At 65.5% G+C, this 21,794-nt stretch carries 13 protein-coding genes; 7 read left to right on the top strand and 6 right to left on the bottom strand.

Annotation, left to right across the window (positions count from 1 at the left end):
- Position 1 precedes the first annotated feature (1 nt).
- On the top strand, positions 2 to 4,213 hold the full coding sequence (locus tag VE092_RS10825; protein WP_324876551.1) for a filamentous hemagglutinin N-terminal domain-containing protein: 4,212 nt from the start codon (positions 2 to 4) through the stop codon (positions 4,211 to 4,213).
- A 21-nt stretch (positions 4,214 to 4,234) separates the two neighbouring features.
- Complete coding sequence (locus tag VE092_RS10820; protein ID WP_324876549.1) at positions 4,235 to 5,014, top strand: FecR family protein; 780 nt, start codon at positions 4,235 to 4,237, stop codon at positions 5,012 to 5,014.
- Between the two features lie 88 nt (positions 5,015 to 5,102).
- On the opposite strand, the gene VE092_RS10815 is transcribed toward VE092_RS10820, so the two are convergent.
- Positions 5,103 to 5,876 (bottom strand): 3',5'-cyclic-nucleotide phosphodiesterase, encoded by a 774-nt coding sequence (locus VE092_RS10815; protein ID WP_324876547.1) that lies wholly within the window; start codon positions 5,874 to 5,876, stop codon positions 5,103 to 5,105.
- Between the two features lie 452 nt (positions 5,877 to 6,328).
- Between VE092_RS10815 and VE092_RS10810 the strand changes: the two genes are divergently transcribed.
- From VE092_RS10810 to VE092_RS10790, 5 genes are all read left to right on the top strand, one after another.
- Positions 6,329 to 7,984, top strand: coding sequence for an HD domain-containing phosphohydrolase (locus tag VE092_RS10810; RefSeq protein WP_324876545.1), 1,656 nt, complete (start codon positions 6,329 to 6,331; stop codon positions 7,982 to 7,984).
- Positions 7,985 to 8,091: 107 nt separating this feature from the next.
- The gene (locus VE092_RS10805; protein WP_324876543.1) at positions 8,092 to 9,666 is read left to right on the top strand and encodes a hypothetical protein; all 1,575 of its coding nucleotides are present in this window, start codon (positions 8,092 to 8,094) and stop codon (positions 9,664 to 9,666) included.
- A gap of 8 nt (positions 9,667 to 9,674) precedes the next feature.
- Positions 9,675 to 11,744: an ATP-binding protein gene (locus VE092_RS10800; RefSeq protein WP_324876541.1), complete on the top strand. Its 2,070-nt coding sequence runs from the start codon at positions 9,675 to 9,677 to the stop codon at positions 11,742 to 11,744.
- Complete coding sequence (locus VE092_RS10795; protein ID WP_324876539.1) at positions 11,741 to 12,481, top strand: response regulator transcription factor; 741 nt, start codon at positions 11,741 to 11,743, stop codon at positions 12,479 to 12,481. Before VE092_RS10800 ends, VE092_RS10795 begins: the two co-directional genes overlap by 4 nt.
- Before the next feature lie 90 nt (positions 12,482 to 12,571).
- Positions 12,572 to 14,056, top strand: coding sequence for a SulP family inorganic anion transporter (locus tag VE092_RS10790; protein WP_324876537.1), 1,485 nt, complete (start codon positions 12,572 to 12,574; stop codon positions 14,054 to 14,056).
- 118 nt (positions 14,057 to 14,174) lie between these two features.
- Here VE092_RS10790 and VE092_RS10785 read toward each other — a convergent pair whose 3' ends face one another.
- The 5 genes from VE092_RS10785 to VE092_RS10765 form a co-directional block, all read right to left on the bottom strand.
- Positions 14,175 to 14,678 (bottom strand): DUF1993 domain-containing protein, encoded by a 504-nt coding sequence (locus VE092_RS10785; RefSeq protein ID WP_324876535.1) that lies wholly within the window; start codon positions 14,676 to 14,678, stop codon positions 14,175 to 14,177.
- A 66-nt stretch (positions 14,679 to 14,744) separates the two neighbouring features.
- Positions 14,745 to 16,262 (bottom strand): efflux transporter outer membrane subunit, encoded by a 1,518-nt coding sequence (locus VE092_RS10780; RefSeq protein ID WP_324876532.1) that lies wholly within the window; start codon positions 16,260 to 16,262, stop codon positions 14,745 to 14,747.
- A gap of 34 nt (positions 16,263 to 16,296) precedes the next feature.
- Positions 16,297 to 19,521, bottom strand: a complete 3,225-nt coding sequence (locus VE092_RS10775) for a multidrug efflux RND transporter permease subunit (RefSeq protein ID WP_324876530.1) — start codon at positions 19,519 to 19,521, stop codon at positions 16,297 to 16,299.
- Positions 19,522 to 19,623: 102 nt separating this feature from the next.
- Positions 19,624 to 20,829: an efflux RND transporter periplasmic adaptor subunit gene (locus VE092_RS10770; RefSeq protein ID WP_324876528.1), complete on the bottom strand. Its 1,206-nt coding sequence runs from the start codon at positions 20,827 to 20,829 to the stop codon at positions 19,624 to 19,626.
- Positions 20,830 to 20,839: 10 nt separating this feature from the next.
- Positions 20,840 to 21,703, bottom strand: a complete 864-nt coding sequence (locus tag VE092_RS10765; RefSeq protein WP_414653462.1) for an alpha/beta hydrolase — start codon at positions 21,701 to 21,703, stop codon at positions 20,840 to 20,842.
- Positions 21,704 to 21,794: the final 91 nt, after the last annotated feature.

Genomic DNA, 21,794 nt, shown 5'->3' with positions numbered 1-21,794 from the left:
CATGACTTCGACATCCACCTCCGCTTCTGCTTCCACGCTACGCCCGGCTCAGCCGGCCATCGAATTGCTGCCGCCGTCGATCACGGTGCGGGTGGGCAAGCGCAAGCTGACCCTGTCCTGGCGCCCCAGCAAGCCGCTGCCGCAACTGCTGTCGCGTCTGCTGCGTCGCTCCTGGCAACGCCTGCTGGCGCCCGGCCTGCGCATCTCGCTGGCGGCGGCCGCGGTGTGCGGTGCCTGGCAGGCACCGGTACTGGCGGCGGCGCCCGCGCCCGGTACCCTGCCTACCGGCTGGAGCGTGGTCAATGGCAATGTCACCTTCAACCAGAACGGCAGTACGCTCAACATCAACCAGCTCTCGCCGCAGGCCATCGCCCAGTTCGCTTCCTTCAGCATCGGCGCCAATGCCGCGGTCAACGTCAACCAGCCCAATGCCGCAGCGGCATTGCTGGCCAAGGTGAGCGGTGCGGATATCTCGCAGATCTACGGCAAGCTGTCCGCCACCGGCACCGTGGTGTTATACAACCCCAACGGCGTGGTGATCGGCCCCAGCGGTACCATCGATGCGGCGCGTTTCATCGCCACCTCGCTGGCCATCAGCGATAGTGATTTCCTGGCCGGCAAGCTCAACTTCGCCAGGCAGGGTACGGCCGGTCTGGTGGACAACCAGGGCAAGATCGAATCGGCCACCGGTGGCAGCGTCTACCTGATCGGCAGCAGTGTCTCCAACAGCGGCATCATCAAGAGCCCGCAGGGCGAGGTGATCCTGGCCGCCGGCCAGACCGTGACCCTGGCCGATACCGCTACGCCGGGCGTGACGGTCAACGTCACCGGTAGCGCCGGCAACGTCACCAACCTGGGCAGCATCACCGCCGAAGCCGGGCGCATCGGCGTGGCTGCAGGCCTGATCACCAACAGCGGCGTCATCAGCGCCTCTAGCGTGGTGCGCGAAGGTGGTCGCATCTTCCTGCGGGCTTCGCAGGACCTCACCACCACCGCCAGTTCCAGCATCACCGCCGATGGCACCAAGGGCGGCAACGTCACGCTGTTCGCCAGCAACAAGGCCTTCATCGATGGCGATGTCTCGGCCACCGGCGCGCCGGGGCAGGGCGGTTTCGTCGAAACCTCGGGCCTGAAGCAACTGGACGTGGTGAAGGTGCCCACGGTCGGTTCGGGCGGCACCTGGCTGATCGATCCGTATGATCTGGAGGTGGTGGCCAATGGCACCCTGACCGGCAGTGGTGGCAGCTGTGGCACCTCCTATGCCGTGTATTCCGGTGAAGACGGCTCGCAGATCAGCGCCAGTACCATCAGCAACCAGCTCAACAACGGCACCAGCGTGCGCCTGACGACAGGCACGGATGGCGGCGACCAGGCCGGCAACATCACCGTCAGCGCCGCCATCGAAAAGACCAGTGATTACAATGCGACGTTGACGCTGCAGGCAGCCAACAACATCACCATCAACGCCAACATCACCAGCACGGCGGGCAAGCTGGACCTGAACCTCGAAAGCGGCTACCAGGAAGTGCAGACGGACAGTTTCAGGGTGGCGGTGGTCAGTTCCAGTCACCAGACGACCATCGGCAATAATGCGCGCGTCGTGCTCAACGGTGGCACGATGGACGTCAAGGATGGCTCCAACAAAGGGAATCTGCTCATCAGCAATGGCACGGTCGATCTCGGTACGGGAGGGTTGTTGACTGCCGCTGCCCTGGAGCTGGGCAGTGCCGGCGTATTGACGATGAGCGGCAGCCAGCTCAACGTCGATTCGGTGAACAACAATGGCACCGTGAACCTGTTGGCCGGTGGCAGCAACAACCTGTCCGTGGGCAGCGGCGGGATCAGCAACAACGGCACCATCAACGTCAATTCCAGCGCTTCGGTCACCTCCAGTGGCGATGTGGTCAACAATGCCAACGGCAAGATACTGCTCAATGCAGCCAGTACAGCCCTGACCGCATCGGGTAATGCCACCTGGACCAACAATGGCACGCTCAACATCAGCGGCGTGGGCCAGAACCTGAGCCTGGATGGTTCGAACGGACTGGTCAACAATGGTCAGATGAACCTGGGCAACCAGACCGCCATCCGCGGCAGCAATAATAGCTTCACCAACAACGGCACGCTGACCATGGCCGGCGCCACGATCAGCGTCAAGCAGATCACCAATGAGGCCAACGGCACCATTTCCGGAAACGGCACGCTCACCGCCAGTGGTTCGGTCATCAACAACGGTACCCTGGCGCCGGGTGGCGATGGCACGGTGGGCAGCCTCACCATCACTGCCAACAGTTTCACGCAGAATGCGGTCGGCAGAATGCTGGTCGACATCGCCGGCCCAAGCAGCTATGACCGCATCACCCTCAACACCAGCTCGGTCAACCTGGACGGTACCCTCAAGACACGACTGCTCGGCAACTATGTTCCGACGAGCAACGCCAGCTTTGATGTCTTCGATTTCGGTTTCAGCGAATCCGGCGTCGGGGACAGCTATTTCCGCTACGTGACCGGCGATGTGGTCAAAGTCGGTAGCGACGAGAAGATGATCAAGGCGGTCTACGGCTCGGGTGGCTCGCTCAGCCTGCAGTTCAGGGGCGCCGAGACCTTCTACGCGGCTAACAGCGAGGGTGGTTGGGGCAGCCGCTACAGCTGGGCCGACAGCCAGGGGGAGAGCACCAGCGACACCTATCTTCCGACCCAGATCGATACCGTGATCATCGCGGCCAACACCAGCCTGCGGCATGACAGCGGGGATGACGTGATCGGTAGTCTGCAGATCGCCCAGGGCGGCCAGCTGTATCAGCAGAGCGGCAACCTGACGGTGCGCAACAGTGCCAGCATCCAGGGGACGGCCAACGTCAGTGTCGGCAGTTCGGCGGCTGCCAATGCCACCACGGCCCTGGTCCTCAATGGCACCACCAGCGGCAATGGCACCCTCAACATCGGCGGTACTGACATGATCGAGGGGGAGACCACGCTCCTGAAGGGCAGCGTGACCATCGCCAATGCCTCGCAGTCCGGCATGACGGTCAATCTGACCGCCGGTAACCTGACACTGGGTGGCGATGTCCGTCTGTCCAACCTGACCGTCTCCAACGGCACCGTGACCGGCAATACCGGCTCGCGCCTGGTGGTGGCCGAAGGCTTTACCCAGACCGGTGGCAACCTGACCCTGGCCGACGCAGCGCTGTCGCAGGCCAGCGGCGCTCTGGCCGTGGGCAATATCACCGCCAACAACCTGGTACTGGAAGCGCAGAGCGGCAACGTCAGCCAGAACAGCGGTACTTCGCTGCGGGTGAAGCGGCAGTTGATCGCGGCGGCCACCAGCGGCATCAAGCTCAGCAATTCGGGTAACCAGGTGGCCGGCTTCGCGGCCAACAACAACGGCACGGGGGACATCAGTTTCACCAACTCGCTCAATACCAGCGACGCCAGCGTGGTCAGCATCAATGGCGTGAACACCACGCGCGGCAATATCAGCATCGACAATACGGGCGGTGCGCAGACCACGGCCATCGGCAGCAATGCCGATTTCCTCGGCAGTCTGCCCACCAGCGCCAATGGCACGGTCACCAGCGCGGCCAGCAAGCTGTCGCTGCTGGGTATCAACACCACCGGCCAGGTCAAGAGTTCCAACGGATCCGTGAGCCTGGTCACGCATAGCCCGCTGACCATCGGTTCGGGCGGCGTGAGCGCCACCGGCAGCATCACGCTGACCGCCGGCGCCTCCTCGGGCAGCAATGACACGCTGATCGTCAATGGCGTACTGGTCTCCACCGGCGGCAACATCACGCTCTCGGCCGGCGATTCGATGACCATCAATGCCAACATCTCCACCTCGCCGCCGGGCGTGGCGCTGCTATCGGTGGATTCGGGCGCGGTGATCGGTTACGCCCAGGGGGTGACCATCACCGACGCCAACGGAACCCGCACGCCGGTCGCGGCGAGCAGTAGCAGTGGCAGCAGTGGCAGCAGCAGTTCGGCTACCAGCCAGACTGCGCAGGCGGTGCAGCAGCAGCAGAACCAGCAGAGCCAGAACCTGCAGGCCACGCTGAACAATGCGCAGCTGTCCGATACGGCGGCCTACCATACCGGCGATGTCGTGCAGCAGAACAATGCCAGCGGTCAGACCGTGGGCGGTACTGCCGACAACTTCGGCGATGAGGGTGCGGATCGCAAGCAGGTCAAGAAACCGCTGCCGATGTGCACCTGATCAACCGGATGAATTGAGCCTATGAAATCCTTCAAGCAAAACCTGCCGGGGCTGATCCGGCATCATGTGGTCGCGCAACTGCTGGCGCTGGGCCTGGCACTGTGGTTGCTGGCCGGGACTGCACCGGCCCACGCCCAGGGGCAGCCGGTGGTGGGCCAGGTGACCCATCTGTCGGGCGTACTCACGGCGCGTCATGCCGACGGTTCGCGCGTGGTGCTGGCGGTGAAGTCGGCGATCCTGCAGGGCGATACCCTGATCACCGAGCGTGAGACCTACACCCGCGTCAAGTTCCTGGACAATGCGGAGATCGTGCTGCGGCCGGGTACCGAAGTGGCGGTGAACAAGTACATCTATGACGAGAAGGAGCCCAAGAACGACTCGGTGGCCATCGGACTGGTCAAGGGCGGCCTGCGCGCCGTGACCGGGCTGGTGGGCAAGCGTAATCACGAAGCCGTCAACTTCGATACGCCCACGGCCACCATCGGTATCCGCGGCACCCATTTCGGCGCCCTGTACTGCCAGAACGATTGCGCCGGCGTGCCAACGCCGAGCGGGCAACCGCCGGCCAATGGCCTGCATGTGGATGTGGTGACCGGTGCCATCTTGGTCAGCAACCCGGGCGGTTCGCAGCTCTTCAGCGCGGGTCAGTTCGGATACGTGCAGTCGATGAACGTGCCGCCGGTGATCATACCGCCGTCGCAGGGCGTACCGGTGACCATGCCGCCGTCCATCAGCAGCAATGCCAACAATGGCACGCAGAAGATCGGCGCGGCCAAGCTCGATGCCTGTGTAGTGCAGTGAGGCAGGGCATGCAGGCGTACCTGCATGCCTGAGCGAAAAGGGCGCCGGCACTTGCGTGCGGCGCCCTTTTTGCTGCCGCCCGGGTGGCTCAGAATTCGAGAATGGTGCCGGTGGCGAGCATGCGCGGTTGATGAGGGCCGCTGCCCTGGCTGATCTGGCTGGCGATCTCCTGCAGCTGACCGGGTTTGGCATGGGTGACCAGCACCTCGGGCCGGCCCTGCAGCTGTTGCAGCTCCTGCAGCAGCAGGCTGGGGCACAGGTGCTTGGACAGCAGCGCCAGTTCGCGGTCGCGGTCGGCGAAGGCGGCTTCGATGATCAGATAGCGCAGGGCGTCGATGCGGTTGAGTGCTTCCCACAGCGCCGGACAGATCGAGGTGTCGCCGCTGAAGGCCAGCGAGCCGCCGCTGTGCTCGTTGCGCAGGTGGTAACCCACCGCCGGCACGGTGTGCGAGGCTGGCAGTGGCGTGATGCTGCGCTGGCCGATGCGCACCGTCTGGCCGGGTTCGAGGGTGGCGAAGCGCAGGAAGGGTCGCTCGGCATTCGGGATGACGCTGAAGTCCGGCCAGATGTGCCAGTTGAAGATATGCTTGCGGATGATCTCCATGGTCTGGGCGGTGGCATGCATGGTCAGTGGCGTGCTGCGCATGTCGCCCACGCTGTCGATCATCAGGGGCAGGCAGGCGATGTGGTCCAGATGGGCATGCGTGATGAAGACGTGATCGATGGCCGCCAGTCGCTGCAGCGACAGGTCGCCCACGCCGGTCCCGGCGTCGATCAGGATATCGTCATCGATGAGCAGGGAGGTGGTGCGCATGCCATTGCCACCGATGCCCCCGCTGCAGCCGAGAATTTCTATGCGCATCGTCGTTGCCGCTTATAGAGTGTTAGTTTCCTGTGCCCGGGCCAGCCCGCCACGGTACAGGTTGCAGCCCGGAAATCCCCACCGGGACTGGTTTTGCGGAATATGTGGCAAATTATGCAACATATCGGGATGGTAAGGGATTCGGGGCCTCAGCGCAATCGGGATATCCCTGAGCGCTACCGTACGGACTTGTGCTGAGAGGCTGCTTGCAAGCGTAGAATTGGAGGCCAATTCCCCCCAAGTTCGCGGCAAGACGCTCTGCGTGGCCGTTCTAGAATCGCCATGATGCCGAAAAAGCATCTGAAAAAAACGCGGACTTGCCATCGGGCAATCACTGCGCCACGTCCATACGCCAACGCTTCAGGGAGCAGCATGTCGCCAGCAGTCCATCCAGCAGCCCAAGCCTGCCACACCGGCCAGTGCCACAACTGCCGTGCGGGGGAGATGGCGACATGAACATCCACGATCTCACCCCCAGCGCCGGCCAGCATCGCGACATCGCGCACCGGCTGGAGCGGCTCACCGAACTGTGCCGCGAGCTGGGCAGCAATCGCGATATCCCCCTGTTGCTTGAACGCATCCTGCTGACCGCGCGTGACATCACCCGCGCCGACGGCGGCACCCTCTATCGCATCACCGAAAGCGGCGACGCGCTGAGCTTCTACATCTCGGTCAACCAGACCCTCAAGATGCACCAGGGCGGCAGCAGCGGTCAGCCGATCTCGATCCCCGACATCGCCCTGACGCTGCCGGACGGCCAGCCCAACCTGGCGGCGGTGGCGGCCTATTCCGCCAATACCCGCAACTCGGTCAACATCCCGGATGTGTACCAGGCCAGTGGCTTCAACTTCAACGGCATGCGCCTGTTCGACGAGAAGTACGGCTACCTGTCCAAGTCCATCCTGACGGTGCCGATGCAGGACCATGAGGGCGAGCTGGTGGGCGTGCTGCAGCTCATCAATGCCATCGACGCCGACACTGGCGAACCGGTCCCCTTCTCCGAGACCGACCAGCGCTTCATCGAGGCACTGGCGTCGCAGGCGGCCATGGCGATGACCAACCAGCAGTTGATCGGTCGCCTGGAAAGCCTGTTCGAAAGCCTGATCAAGCTGATCAACATCGGCATCGGCGAAAAGTCACCGCATACCGGTCGCCATTGCGAGCAGGTGCCGCAACTGGCGATGATGCTGGCCGAAGCCGCGCATAACACCACCGAGGGGCCGCTGGCCGATTTCCGCATGACCGATGCCGACCGCCGCGAGCTGTGGCTGGCGGCGCTGCTGCACGATTGCGGCAAGATCGGCACGCCCAGCCACATCGTGGAAAAGGCGACCAAGCTGGAGACCATCTTCGACCGTATCCACCTGGTCGATACCCGTTTCGAAGTCCTCAAGCGCGATGCCGAGATCCGCATGCTGCAGCAAAAGCTGGCCCTGGGGGCGGCCCTGAGCGCGGAGCAGTCGGCCACGATGGAGGCCGCCCTGCAGGCCGAACTGCTGCAGATGGACGAGGAGCGTGCCTTCCTGCGCAAGATCAACTATGGCAACGAAGGCATGCGCGCCGAAGACCAGCAGCGCGTACTGGATATCGCCGAGCGGACCTGGCGCGGCCCCGACGGCCAGCTACGCAAGCTGCTCGACGACGAAGAGGCCGGCAACCTGCGCATCCGCGCCGGGACGCTCAACGACGCCGAGCGCGCCATCATCAATAACCACATCGTCATCACCATCCGCATGCTGGAGTCGCTACCCTGGCCCAAGCAGCTCTCGCGGGTCACCGAATTTGCCGGCGGCCACCACGAGCGCATGGATGGCAAGGGCTACCCCAAGGGACTGACGCGGGACCAGATGTCGGTGCAGGCGCGCGTCATGGCGGTGGCTGACATCTTCGAGGCCGTCACGGCCGCCGACCGCCCTTACAAGCGCGGCAATACGCTCAACGAGGCGGTGGAGATCCTGGCTGGCTTCAAGGCGCGCGACCATATCGACCCGGACCTGTTCGACCTGTTCGTACGGGAACGCATCTATGAAAAGTATGCCGAAGAGTTCATGCATCCCAGCCAGATCGACGAAGTCGACCTGTCGCGTATTCCCGGTCACGGCGGCTGAGAGCCGAAGCGCCCGGCACAGCTGGGGTATGCTTTGGGCTGTATGAAGTTACCCGTCATTGAAGACGAGACCGCAACGCGCGGGATCGCATCGAGGAAAAGCACCACGTGTCCCAGGCAGTAACCCGATCTTCCGCTCCCGCCAGCCCGCCTGCCAGTTTCCTGCGCCGTCATTGGCGCGGCGATTATTCGCTGGGCCGCTCCTACTGGCTGCACACCGTCCTGCTCACGTCGCTGGTGCCGGCGCTGGCGATCTCGGTGCTGGCGCGCCTGACCAACGACATGCCGGCCCGCTATGGCATGGCCGGCGTGCTGGGCATCGCCGCCTTCAGCTACCTGGCCTGGACCTGGGGCGTCTGCGGCTGCTGGCGTTCGGCCAGCAAGCACGTGGCGCGGGGTGGACGCCGCTGGGCCGAGGTGGTGGTCAAGTTCCTCATCGTCTGTGGTGCCATCAGCATGGCCACCAGTACCTGGCGCGCCGCGCCCTCCCTGCGCGAGCAGTTCGAGATCGCCCTGGGCAAGCAACTGGGGCCGCCGGTGGTCTATCAGTTGCGAGTGGACGGCAAGTCGCTGCTGCTGCAGGGTGGCATGAACGATGGCGCGGCCGATGGCCTGGAACGCCTGCTGCAACAGCATCCTTCGGTGCAGACCGTGGTGCTGTATTCGGCCGGGGGCTGGGTGCGCGAGGGCAAGCTGGTGGGCGAGGTGATCCGTCGCCACCGGCTCAATACCTATGTGGAGCAGGAGTGTTCCTCTTCCTGCACGCTGGCCTTCCTGGCCGGCCGCGACCGCGCCATGGACCCGCGTGCGCATATCGGTTTTCATACGCTCTACACGGTGGGGGGTGACGACCGCATCAACAAGAGCTTCGACCGCAAGCTGACCTTCGATACCTACGGCAAGCTGGGTCTGCCGCACGATTTCATCGAACATATTGCCGATACCCCGGCCGCCCGCAGCTGGTATCCGGAACTGGGCCAGCTGTTACAGGCGGGCGTGCTGACGCGCCTGGCACCGGGCGGCGAGACCGCGCAGATCGCTACCATCGCCACCTCACGCGACATCCTGGAGGCCGAGTTCAAGAAGGGCGCGCTGTTCGACATCATGGCGCGCTACCATCCTGCCGAGTTTGCCCGCACCATCGACCTGGCCTGGGCCAAGGTCCAGGCGCATGCGTCCGATGCCGACATCCTGGCGGTCGGGCGTGAACAGGTCGGCTTGTTGAGCCGCCGCCTGCTGCCGATCGCCTCCGACGAGTCGCTCGCCGAGTTCCAGCAATTGCTGCTGGATGAGGCGGTGGCCTTGCGTGGCATCAGCACGGCGGCCTGCACCGAACTGATCTATCCACGCTCGCGCGCGGACGCCGCCGCCGGCCGCGAGGCGCCGCAGGCCGTGCTGCCGCAGGAATTCGCCAACCGCGAGCAGCAGATGACCCAGCGCCTGTTGCGCGATGCCGATCCGGCCAATGCCGGTCGCTATACCCTGGCCGAGCGTACCCGCGTCTTCCGCAAGGCGCTGGCGCCGCTGACGCAGGAGCAGTTGAAGCTGCTGTCGTCGCCCTTGCGGCGCCAGGCCGATCCGGATGCCACCTGTGATGCCTCCATCGCCTACCTGCGTGCAGTCAACCAGCTGCCGCCGGAAGAGCGCAGGGTGGCGCTGCGGGTCCTGTATTCGCGCAACTGAGGCTGGCCATGACCCCATCTCTCCCTCAACGCCCGCTGGCCGCCATGTTCCGCAGCCTGCTGTCGGCAGTGCTGTGTGGCGTGATCTACACGCTCCTTGCCAGTCCTGCCGCCAACCTGCAGGACAGCACCACCCTGGCGCCGATTGCCGCCCCGGCCCCCGCGCTGATGATCGCGCTGCTGTGGCGCAAGCCGGCGCGCGACTGGTTCCCGTATCTGCTGGCGGTGTTCGTGGCCATGCTGGTGGTGGGCGACCGGGATAGCCTGCCGCTGCAGGTCGACGCCGGTTTCGCGCTGTTGAACGTGGTGCAGATCGTCGCCTGCATCTGGCTGGGACGACGCTTCGTCAGTCGCGACGGGCAGTTCGACGGTCTCTACAAGCTGGGCCGCTTCGTGGCCCTGCTGCCCTTGCTGGTGGTGGCACTGGTGGCTGCCGTGGGGGCAAGCCTGGCGGCCGATGTGATGCCGGCCGGCTGGTGGGCCGAATGGCGCACCCTGCTGGTGGGAAATGGTCTGGCGATCCTGGTACTGACGCCGACCTGGCTGGTCTGGTCGCAGCTGCACTGGCGCAGCCTGCGCGGCGACCGGCCCTCCTTGCTCGGTGCCGCGGCCGTGGTGGGGGTATTGCTGGCCTGTGCCGCCTGCGATTGGTCGGGCGAAGTGCAGCGTGTGCTGCTGTCGCTGGTGCTGGCCGGGGCCGCCCTGTACGGCGGCATGCGCAGTGCCACGCTGGTGACCAGCCTGGCCGCGGTGATGGCGGTTTTGCTCACGCTCTACGATATGGGCCCCTATCGCCAGGAAGGGCTGGACAGCACCTGGAGCCTGCAGGTCGACCTGGCCGGCCTGGCCATGCTGACCTTCTTCATCGCCGTGGCCATGCGCGAGCGGCAGGCGCTGGCGGCACGGATGGAACAGATGCGCCGCTTCGAATCGCTGGGCTTGATGGCCGGTGGCATCGCCCATGACTTCAACAATGTGTTGGGCGCTGCGGGTGGCTATGCCGAACTGGCCCAGGAACAACTGGACCCGGCCGCGCCGGCCCAGCGCCCCCTGTCGGAGGTGGTATCGGCAGTGCGTCGGGGGCGCGAACTGACGGAACAGATCCTGCTGGCGGGACGTCGCGGAGATCGCCAGCGCATCCTGCTGGACCTGCGCGAGCCGGTGGCCGAGGCGGTGCGGCTGGCCCGTCCCTTGTGCCGGGCCGGCGTGGTGATCGAGTTCCGGCCACCGGCCCAGCCGCTGGCAGTACAAGGCCATGCCGGGCAGCTCGCGCGCGTGGCCCTGAACCTGATCCGCAATGCCAGCCAGGCCGCGCGCAGCCGGGTGGTGGTCAGCCTGCATGCCGGAGAGGCGCCAGCCGAAGCGCCCCTGGCCGGCGACTTGCCGCAACAGCAGGCGGTGTGGCTGGAGGTGGTGGATGACGGCAGCGGCATCGCCCCGCAGCACCTGTCGCGGCTGTTCGAACCCTTCTTCACCACGCGCGATGGTCCGGGCGGCAAGGGAACCGGACTGGGTCTGGCCATCGTGGCCGGCATCGCCATCGAACACGAAGGCGGCGTGGCCGTTGCCAGTGATGCCAGGGGCACGCGCTTCCGGCTGCTGCTGCCGGCTGCGGCCGCCACTGACCTGGCGTCGCCAGTGGCAACGCCGGAACCGACGTCCGACGCCGACCAGCCGCACGACGAGCAAGTCGCCAGCGGCCAGGGCCAATGCATCTTCGTGGTCGACGACGATGCGGGCCAGCGCACATTGTGCGCACAATGGCTGGATGCGCTGGGCTATGCGCCCATCGTCTTCGACGACCCGCTGCTGGCGCTGGAGGAATTCGCCCTGGAACCGCTGGCGGTGGATCTGGTGATCACCGACCTGGACATGCCGCAGATGCAGGGTGATGCCCTCATCGCGGCCCTGCGCGAACTGCGCGCCGATCTGCCGGTGGTGTTGTGCTCCGGTCAGGCCCACGTGCTGGACCTGGCAAGGACGCTGGGCGTTGCCGGCCTGACCAAGCCGCTTGAGCGAGCTGCATTGCGACGCGCTATCATGACCGCGCTGCCCGATACCGAACAAGGAACTCCATGAGCACTACCCCTCCCATCCGGGTGCTGGTCGTCGATGACGACCAGGCCATGCGCCAATTGCTGGTCGATTACCTGAGCGGCCACGGCCTCTCGGTCGACAGCGCCGCCACCGGTGCCCAGGCCCAGAGCGCCGTCCAGAAATCGGTCTATGACATGGTGCTGCTGGATCTCGGCCTGCCCGACATCGATGGCGCCGAACTGGCGCGCCGCTGGCGGGCCGAGAGCAGCATGTCCATCATCTGCGTGACCGGGCGCAATGAAGAGGCCGACATGGTGATGGGCCTGGAGCTGGGGGCCGACGATTACATCACCAAGCCGTTTTCGCCGCGCGAAGTGCTGGCCCGCATGCGCGCCGTGCTGCGCCGTACCGCCACGCCAGCCGCCCCTGCGGCGCCGGTGACCCGCAGCAAGCACCCGCGTGCCTACCGCTTCGCCGGCTGGGACCTGAACCTGAACACCCGTCGCCTGACCGCACCGGACCAGCGCCAGGTGAGCCTGACCAATGCCGAATTCAGCCTGCTGGTGGCCTTCCTGGGTGCGCCGGGGCGCATCGTCTCGCGCGAGCACCTGCTGGAGAGCACGCGCGCCTTCGACGAAGTCTATGACCGTGCCATCGATGTCCAGATCCTGCGACTGCGCCGCAAGCTGGAAGCCGATCCCAAGAACCCGACCCTGCTGCGCACCGAGCGCGGCGCCGGTTATTTCCTGGATGCCGAGATCGAGACCCTGTGGGGCTAGTGCGGGACGGTCGGCGCGTCCCTCCCTGACGCATTGCGGTTCCTGCGGCGCACCTGCGCGCCTGTCCATTTTCTGTTCCATGTTTCTTCCATGACCACCGTCACCCCTCCGTCATCGCGCCTGCGCGAACTCCGCCAGAACGTGCTGGCCGGCCTCACCACTTCCTTCGCCCTGGTGCCCGAATGCATCGCCTTCGCCCTGGTGGCGCAGTTGAATCCGCTCATGGGGCTGTATGGCGCCTTCTTCATCTGCACCATCACCGCGCTGTTCGGTGGCCGGCCGGGAATGATCTCGGGCGCCGCCGGTTCGATGGCGGTGGTGATCGTGGCGCTGGTGGTGCAACACGGGGCGCAGTATTTCCTGGCCACGGTGGTGTTGTCAGGCCTGATCATGCTGGCCTTCGGTGCGCTCAGGCTGGGCAAGCTGGTGCGCATGGTGCCGCATCCGGTGATGCTGGGCTTCGTCAATGGCCTGGCCATCGTGATTGCGCTGTCGCAGCTGGAACATTTCCGTACCAGTACGCCGTCCGGGCCGCAGTGGCTGCAGGGGACGTCGCTGTGGATCATGATCGGCCTGACGCTGGCGACCATGCTGGTGGTGTGGCTCCTGCCACGCGTGACCAAGGCCATTCCACCGGCACTGGCAGCCATTCTCGGAGTGGGTCTGCTGACCTACGCCAGTGGCCTGCACACGCGTACCCTGGGCGACATGGCGCAGATCGCCGGTGGCTTGCCGCCGCTGCATCTGCCCAGCGTGCCGTTGACCCTGGAGACGCTGCGCATCATTGGTCCGTATGCGGTGCTCATGGCCATCGTCGGCCTGCTGGAAACGCTGCTGACCTTCAACCTGACCGACGAAATCACCGCCAGCCGTGGCCAGCCCAACCGGGAATGCCTGGCGCTGGGCGCGGCCAATGTGGTCTCGGGCCTGTTCGGCGGCATGGGCGGCTGCGCCATGATCGGTCAGACCATGATCAACCTCGGCTCCGGCGGCCGTTCGCGACTCTCGGGCGTGGTGGCGGGGGTGATGATCCTGCTGTTCATCCTGTTCCTGTCACCGGCCATCGAGCGCATCCCGCTGGCGGCACTGGCCGGCGTCATGTTCGTGGTGGCGCAGGAGACCTTTGCCTGGGGCTCGCTGCGGGTGCTGGGCAAGGTGCCGAGGAACGATGCACTGGTCATCATCGCCGTCACCATCATTACCGTCTTGACCGACCTGGCGGTGGCGGTGTTGTGCGGCATCGTGATCGCCGCGCTCAACTTCGCCTGGGAACACGCACGCGAGGTGCGTGCCGAGGTGGTCGATGAAGAGGATGGCAGCCGTACCTACCTGCCGCATGGCACCCTGTTCTTTGCCTCGACCACGCGCTTCCTGGAACTGTTCGCGACCCAGGACGACCCGCGACAGGTCACACTGGATTGCCGCCACCTGCGCCTGGCCGACCATTCGGCCATTGCCGCCGTGCAGACGCTGGCCGAGCGCTATGTGCGGCTGGGCAAGGACTTGCGCGTGGTGGCACTGTCCCGGCGATGCCGCCAGTTGCTGCAGCGGGCGGGTGTACCGCATGTGGACTGAGCCATGAAAAAAAACGCCCGCCCTCGATAAGGAGGCGGGCCAAAGTACCACGGGAAACTGGTCTGGAAAGCGGCTCGCATCGCAGGATGCGGGCCGTTTTTGTCTGGGTGTGCCGGGATTACAGACCCAGGAAATCCATCTTGCCCAACTTGACGCCCTGGTGACGCAGGATGTCGTAGGCGGTGGTGACGTGGAAGAAGAAGTTGGGCAGGCCGAATACCAGCAGGTATTCGCGCGCGCTCATGCTAAGCTCTTCGCCGCGCAGCTTCATGGTGATGACACGCTCTTCCTGGTCATCGACCGCGTCGGCGGGAATGGATTCGAGGAAGACGATGGTCTTGTTGATGCGGGCCTGCAGTTCGTCGAAGCTGGTCTCGTCATCGCTGAAGGCCGGCGCGGCCACGCCCGAGAGACGGCTGGCGGTGGCCTTGGCGGTGTCGCTGGCGCGCTGTACCTGGGCGGTCAGCGGATACATGTCTTCGTACAGGCGTGCCGAGAGCAGCTGCTGCGGTTCCAGCTTGTGCTGGTCGGCATGTTGCTCGGCCTTGTCGAGCAGGGAGGACAGATTGTGCAGGGCGCGGATCAGCGGGGTGATGCCGACTTCGTGCAGGGTGATGGACATTTTTTTTCCTGGGATGAAGGTGGATGACAGTCTCCGGATGCGCTAGCGCATCCGGAGACTGGAACATTACTGCCGTGAAGATACCTGCGTCCCAGCCGGCTGCGGCGCACTCCAGCCGCCGCCGAGGGCGCGGATCAGGTTGACCGTGGAGCGGGCGCGCTCGCCATCGAGAGTGACCGAGGCGCGCTGCAGTTGCAGCACGGTGCGGTCGGCATCGATGACGTTGAAGTAGCTAACCGCGCCTTCACGATACTGGGTGTGCGAGAGTCGGGCCGCACGCGAGGACGCGGCGACCGCTTCGTCCTGGGCGCGGTTCTGGTCGTCCAGGATGCGCAGGTTGGCCAGGTTGTCTTCCACTTCGCGGAAGGCATTGAGGACCGTGCCGCGATAGGTGGCGACCTGTTCTTCATAGCTGGCGCGGGCGCGATCGACACCGGCCTGGCGACGGCCGCCATCGAAGATCGGCATGGTCAGGGCAGTGCCCACCAGCGGGCCCAACAGGAAGGTACGGCTGGACCAGTTGAAGAGATCACCCAGTTGGGCCGACTCGTAGCCCAGACCACCGGTCAGGTTAAGGGCAGGGAAGAAGGCCGACTTGGCCACGCCCACGCGGGCATTGGCGGCGGCCATGGCACGTTCGGCGGCAGCGATGTCGGGACGGCGCTCCAGCAAGGCCGAGGGCAGACCGGCCGGAACCGAGATCGCCAGTCGCTTCAGCGGTTGCGGCGGTAGCGCGAACTCGGCCGGGGTACGGCCCAAGAGGATGGCCAGGGCGTGTTCGGCGGTGGCGCGCTGGCGGGCAATGCCCAGCGCTTCCGATTGGGCCGAGGCCAGTTCGGCGCGGGCGCGGGCCACGTCCACCTCGCTGATGTCGCCTTCATCGAAACGGCGCTGTACCAGGCGCAGCGATTCCTGGCGCAGGTCGACGGTGCCGCGATAGAGCTCGGCGGCGGCATCCAGTTCGCGCACCTGGAAATACTGTTGCGCGACGTCCGCCTGCAAGGCCAGCAGCACCGAGTGGAACAGCGCTTCGCTGCGCTGGGCATCGGCGGTGGCGGCGTCCACGGTGGAGGCGACGCGGCCGAACAGGTCGACCTCATAGGACACGCCCAGTTGTGCCCGATACAGGGTGTTGGGCTGGGTATTGGCATCGGCCGGCAAGCCTTGCGAGGCCGGCGAGGGCCGTTGACGCGTGGCACCCAGACCGGCGTCGATCTGCGGGAAGTAGCCGGAGCGTGCATCGCGGGTCAGTGCGCGTGCCTGGCCCAGCCGCGCGGCGGCCGCCTTGAGGTCCTGGTTGGCTTGCTGAGCGCGGTCTTCCAGGGCGTTCAACTGATCATCGCCGAAGATCTTCCACCATTCGCCACGGGCGATGTCTTCGGCGGGCTGGGCGGCCTTCCATTGGCTGCCGTTTTCACCGGTCTGGGTGATGGGGGCGGCTTCCTTGAAGGCGGCCGGGGTATCCACCGAGGGACGCTCGTAGGTAGGGGCCACCGAGCAGCCTGCCAGCACCAGCAAGGTGGCCAGCAGGGCCGAGCCGATGCGCACGGGGCGCAGCAGGCGGGTCATCGATTGAGTCATCATTTTTCTTGCTCCATTCATGGGCTGATCCGGGGGATCAGCGATCATCCTGCGGGCCAGGGGCGGCGTGGCTCACCTGCGGCACGTGCGAACCGGCGGTCATCGGCGCTTCATGATGCGAGGCCGAATGCAGCTGGCGGCGGTCGATGGTGCGCAGCAGGACGTAGAACACCGGGGTCAGGAACAGACCGAACAGGGTCACGCCCAGCATGCCGAAGAACACCGCGATGCCCATCGCATGGCGCATTTCCGAACCGGCGCCAGAGGAAGTCACCAGCGGCACCACACCCATGATGAAGGCGATCGAGGTCATCAGGATCGGGCGCAGACGCAGGCGGCTGGCTTCGATGGCGGCTTGTATGGCGCTGCGGCCCTGCATCTCCAGTTCGCGGGCGAATTCCACGATCAGGATGGCGTTCTTGGCCGACAGGCCCACCAAGACCATCAGGCCGATCTGGGTGAAGATGTTGTTGTCGCCACGGGTCAGCCAGACGCCGGTCAGGGCGGCCAGGATGCTCATGGGGACGATCAGGATCACGGCCAGCGGCAGGGTCAGGCTTTCATACAGGGCAGCCAGCACCAGGAACACCAGCAGCACGCTGATCGGGAACACCCACACGCCGGCATTGCCTGCGAGGATCTTCTGGTAGGTCAGGTCGGTCCATTCGAACTTGATGCCACGCGGCAGGGTTGCTGCTGCCACGCGTTCGGCGGCCGCCTGGGCCTGGTCCGAGGAGTAACCCGGGGCCGGGCCGCCGTTGATGTCGGCGGCGGTGTAGCCGTTGTAGCGCACCACCATTTCCGGGCCGAAGGTCTGCTTGACCTTCACCACCGAGGACAGCGGCACCATCTCACCGGCGCTGTTGCGGGTCTTCAGTTGCGCGATGTCCTCGGCCTTGGCGCGGAAGGGCGCGTCAGCCTGGGCACGGACCTGGTAGACACGGCCGAAGCGGTTGAAGTCGTTCACGTACAGCGAACCCAGGTAGATCTGCATGGTGTTGAAGACATCGGTCACCGGGATGCCGAGCTGCTTGGCCTTGACGCGATCCAGTTCCACATCCAGTTGCGGGACGTTGATCTGGTAGCTGGAGAACATCGGACCCAGCGCCGGTTCCTTGGCGGCGGCCTTCATGAAGGCCTGTGCGGCCTTGTCCAGTTCGGCGTAGCCCAGTGCGTCACGGTCTTCGATCTGCATCTTGAAGCCACCCAGGGTACCCAGGCCCATCACCGGCGGCGGCGGGAAGACCGCGGTGAAGGCTTCCTTGATGCCGCCGAACTTCTTATTCAGCGAGGCGGCGATGGCATTGCCCGAGAGCTCCTTGCTCTTGCGCTCTTCGAAGGGCTTCAGGCCCACGAAGACGATACCGGCCGAGGAACTGTTGGTGAAACCGTTGATGGACAAGCCGGGGAAGGCAATGGCGCTGGCCACACCGGGTTCCTTCAACATGATGTCGCTCATCTTGCGCATCACTTCTTCGCTGCGGTCAATCGAAGCACCGTTGGGCAGTTGCGCGAAGGCCACCAGGTATTGCTTGTCCTGGCCCGGCACGAAGCCGCCGGGGACGATGTAGGAGATGCCCAGGGTCGCGGCCAGCAGCACCACGTAGACACCCATGGTGGCGCCCTTGCGCTTGATCACGCCGGTCACGCCGCTGCCGTAGTTGTCGGAAGCGCGGTTGAAGAAGCGGTTGAAGCGGATGAAGAAGCCACCGAGGAAGCGGTCCATCTGGCGCGTCAGCCAGTCCGGCTTGTCGCCATGACCCTTGAGCAGCAGGGCGGCCAGGGCTGGGGACAGGGTCAGCGAGTTGAAGGCCGAGATGACGGTGGAGATCGCAATGGTCATCGCGAACTGCTTGTAGAACTGGCCGGTCAGGCCGGTCATGAAGGCCAGCGGCACGAACACCGCGACCAGCGTCAGGGCAATGGCGATGATGGGGCCGGACACTTCCTGCATGGCGCGATAGGTGGCGTCACGCGGCGAGAGGCCGGCGCCGATGTTGCGTTCGACGTTTTCGACCACCACGATGGCGTCATCGACCACGATACCGATGGCCAGCACCATGCCGAACAGCGACAGCGCATTGATGGTGTAGCCGAAGCCCAGCATCAGCGAGAAGGTACCGATGATGGAGACCGGCACCGCCAACAGCGGAATGATGGAAGCCCGCCAGGTCTGCAGGAAGATGATCACCACGATCACCACCAGGGCGATCGCTTCCAGCAGGGTGTGGACCACTGCTTCGATGGAAGCACGCACGAACTGGGTCGGGTCATAGACGATGCTGTAGCTGACCGAACTGGGGAAGTCGGCCGACAGTTCCTTCATCGCTGCGCGCACCTGGGTCGAGACATCCAGCGCGTTGGCGCCGGGGGCCTGGAAGATGGGGATGGCCACGGCCGGCTTGTTGTCCAGCAGCGAGCGCAGGCCGTATTCGGAGGCGGCCAGTTCCACCCGGGCGACATCGCCCAGGCGGGTGGTGGCGCCGTCCGGCGAGGCCTTCAGGATGATGTCGCGGAATTCGCCTTCGGTCTTCAGGCGGCCTTGCGCGTTCACCGACAGCTGCAGCGGGGTATCCGGCGAACTGGGCGAGGCACCGATCACACCGGCGGCCACCTGCACGTTCTGTTCGCGGATGGAGCGCACCACGTCACTGGCGGTCAGGCCGCGCTGGGCCACCTTGTTGGGGTCGAGCCAGACGCGCATGGCGTAGTTGCCCGAGCCGAACAGGCCCACTTCACCCACGCCCTGGATGCGTGCCAGGCGGTCCTTGACGTTCAGGACCGCGTAGTTGCGCAGGTAGGTGGTGTCGTAGCGATTGTCGGGCGAGGTCAGGTGCACCACCATGGTCAGGGTGGGCGAGGACTTGAGCGTGGTCACGCCCAGGCGCTGCACATCTTCCGGCAGGCGTGGCAGGGCTTGCGAGACGCGGTTCTGCACCAGCTGCTGCGCCTTGTCGGGGTCCACGCCCAGGCGGAAGTTGACGGTGATGGTGAGGTTGCCGTCGCTGTTGGCCTGCGACTGCATGTAGAGCATGTTTTCCACGCCGTTGATCTGCTCTTCCAGCGGCGAGGCCACGGTTTCAGCGATCACCTTGGGGTTGGCGCCGGGATACTGCGCGCGCACCACCACCGAGGGCGGCACCACTTCGGGATATTCCGAGATGGGCAGCTGCAGCATGGCCAGCACGCCGCCCAGCAGGAGCAGTACCGACAGCACACCCGCGAAGATCGGGCGGTCGATGAAGAATTTGGAGATATTCATGTAGGTTCCTTGTCAGCCGTCGGGATGCAGACGCCCTTGCGGGAGGGCGATGCGCCCCCGCGGCTTGTTCTTCCTTGAATGCGAGAGAGGTCCGGTGCGGGATCAGGCCTTGCCGGCCTTGGCGTCCGCTGCCTTGGTCGCCTGGGCCTGCATCGGCACCACGGTCGGGGTGATGGCGTCACCCGGACGGATGCGTTGCAGGCCGTTGACCACGATGCGTTCGCCCGGCTGCAGACCCTTCTCGATCACCACCAGGCCGTCATGACCGGCACCCACCACCACCTGGCGGTAGTTGGCGTGATTGTCCTTGTCGGCCACCATCACGTAGCGCTTGTCCTGGTCGGTACCGACGGCCTTTTCATCGATCAGCACGGCCTCGTGCGGGGCACCGCCACCCAGGCGCACGCGGGCGTACAGGCCCGGGACCAGCTGGCCGTCGGCATTGTCGAAGATGGCGCGCACGCGGATGGTGCCCGAAGCGGTATCCAGGCGGTTGTCTACCGAGCCCACGCGGCCCTTGCGCGAGTAGCCGTCCTCATTGGCCAGGCCCAGTTCCACCGGCACGGTGGCACCGGCGGCGCGGGCCGGGTTGACGTATTTCAGGAAGCTCTGTTCATCGACGTCGAAGGAGGCATACACCTTGGCCACCGAGACCAGCGTGGTCAGCGGGGCGTTGGCTGCGCCCGGGGTGACTACGTTGCCCAGCGTGACTTCGGCGCGCGAGATGCGGCCCGCGACCGGGGCGGTGATGCGGGTGTATTCCAGGTTCAGGCGGGCGGCGCGCAGGGCGGCGCGGGCGGCGGCGACATTGGCCGAGGCTTCGCGGGCGGCGTTCTGCTTTTCCTCGAAGTCGCGCTTGGCGATGGCGTTGTCGCCCAGCAGGCGCTGGCCGCGTGCCAGGTCGGTGGCGGTGTAACCGGCACGGGCTTCGGCGCCCGCCAGTTGGGCTTCGGCGCGGGCCACTCCGGCTTCATAGGGACGCGGGTCGATGGTGAAGAGCACATCGCCCTTCTTGACCAGCGCGCCATCCTTGAAATGCACGGCGGTCAGGGTGCCGCCCACCAGGGGCCGCACTTCGACGCGGTCGACCGCTTCGATACGGCCGGAGTAGGACTGCCAATCGATGATCTGGCGCTGGACCACTTCGGCCACATCGACCGGTGCACCGGCAGCCGCTGCAGTGGGGGCGGTGGAGGCATTGGCCGACAGGCCGACCACCGAGATGGCACCGCCGACCGTGAGGGCGATGACGGCCAGGACGGTGGCAGTAAGGGCGAAGCGCTTGCGCAGTGGGGCGGGAGTTTGCATGTTCTTATCCTCAGAAGGGAGTGGAGGGGTGGAGCTTGAAGGGCATGAAGTCGGTACTGGATTCATCGCGTTGCAGGCTGGCGAAGCGGCAGCGCAGGAAATTGACGATTTCCTTGAGCAGCGGCAGGTGCGTGCGCAGGGCGCCGTGCGTGATGCCGGCAAAGCGCGAGACCTGTGTGGGCACCCCGGCGCGGATCAGGCTGGAGGCGTACTTCTCGGCCTCCGGGCAGAGCACGTCGCGCTCGGCAGTGGCAATGAAGGCCGGCGGCAGGCCGGCCAGGCGGCTCACCTCCAGCGGTGCGGCATAAGGGTGCAGGCGCTGCATGGTCTGCGGCAGGTACTGGCGATAGCTGGCGGCGCAGGTTTCGGCAGTGAGGTCCGATTGCAGGCGGCCGGCATCGCCCAGCAGGCGCATGCTGGGGTCCAGCATCGGGCTGATCAGCACCTGCGCGGCCAGCGGCTTGCCGCAGCGGTCGCGGGTCATAAGAGTGAGGCTGGCGGCCAGGCTGCCACCGGCATCGTCGCCGGCCACCACCATGCGGTCGAGGTCGACATTGAGTTCGTCGGCGTGCTTGCAGGCCCAGCTGGCGGCGGCGAAGGCGTCTTCCGGGGCGGCCGGGAAGGGTTTGGCCGGCGCCAGCGCATAGCCTACCGACAGCACCACGGCTTGGCCGTGATGGGCGATGAAGCTGGCCGGGGCATCGGCATCATCCAGCGAACCACTGGTGAAACCACCTCCGTGGAAGTACATCACCAGCGCCCGTTGCTCGCCTTTGGCGGCGGCCTGCACCGGCTGGTAGAGGCGCACGGGGATGCGTCCCAGGGGGCCGGGAACGAAAAAATTGCGGATATCCAGCGAATGCGAGGCTTGCATGATGTGCGCCCGGGCCGAAGCCACTTGTCCAAGAATGGGACGGATTGTGCGGCACAGCAGGGTCGCAAATAAACACATATAATCCAACAAC

The organism is Herbaspirillum sp. (assembly GCF_035644555.1).
Classification (GTDB): domain Bacteria; phylum Pseudomonadota; class Gammaproteobacteria; order Burkholderiales; family Burkholderiaceae_D; genus Herbaspirillum.
This window is presented reverse-complemented; position numbering and strand designations above follow the sequence as displayed.

Coding starts and splice junctions, on each gene's coding strand:
- VE092_RS10820 (WP_324876549.1), top strand. CDS start 4,235: ATGAAATCCTTCAAGCAAAACCTGCCGGGGCTGATCCGGCATCATGTG.
- VE092_RS10810 (WP_324876545.1), top strand. CDS start 6,329: ATGAACATCCACGATCTCACCCCCAGCGCCGGCCAGCATCGCGACATC.
- VE092_RS10825 (WP_324876551.1), top strand. CDS start 2: ATGACTTCGACATCCACCTCCGCTTCTGCTTCCACGCTACGCCCGGCT.
- VE092_RS10775 (WP_324876530.1), bottom strand. CDS start 19,521: ATGAATATCTCCAAATTCTTCATCGACCGCCCGATCTTCGCGGGTGTG.
- VE092_RS10795 (WP_324876539.1), top strand. CDS start 11,741: ATGAGCACTACCCCTCCCATCCGGGTGCTGGTCGTCGATGACGACCAG.
- VE092_RS10765 (WP_414653462.1), bottom strand. CDS start 21,703: ATGCAAGCCTCGCATTCGCTGGATATCCGCAATTTTTTCGTTCCCGGC.
- VE092_RS10800 (WP_324876541.1), top strand. CDS start 9,675: ATGACCCCATCTCTCCCTCAACGCCCGCTGGCCGCCATGTTCCGCAGC.
- VE092_RS10790 (WP_324876537.1), top strand. CDS start 12,572: ATGACCACCGTCACCCCTCCGTCATCGCGCCTGCGCGAACTCCGCCAG.
- VE092_RS10780 (WP_324876532.1), bottom strand. CDS start 16,262: ATGATGACTCAATCGATGACCCGCCTGCTGCGCCCCGTGCGCATCGGC.
- VE092_RS10770 (WP_324876528.1), bottom strand. CDS start 20,829: ATGCAAACTCCCGCCCCACTGCGCAAGCGCTTCGCCCTTACTGCCACC.
- VE092_RS10785 (WP_324876535.1), bottom strand. CDS start 14,678: ATGTCCATCACCCTGCACGAAGTCGGCATCACCCCGCTGATCCGCGCC.
- VE092_RS10815 (WP_324876547.1), bottom strand. CDS start 5,876: ATGCGCATAGAAATTCTCGGCTGCAGCGGGGGCATCGGTGGCAATGGC.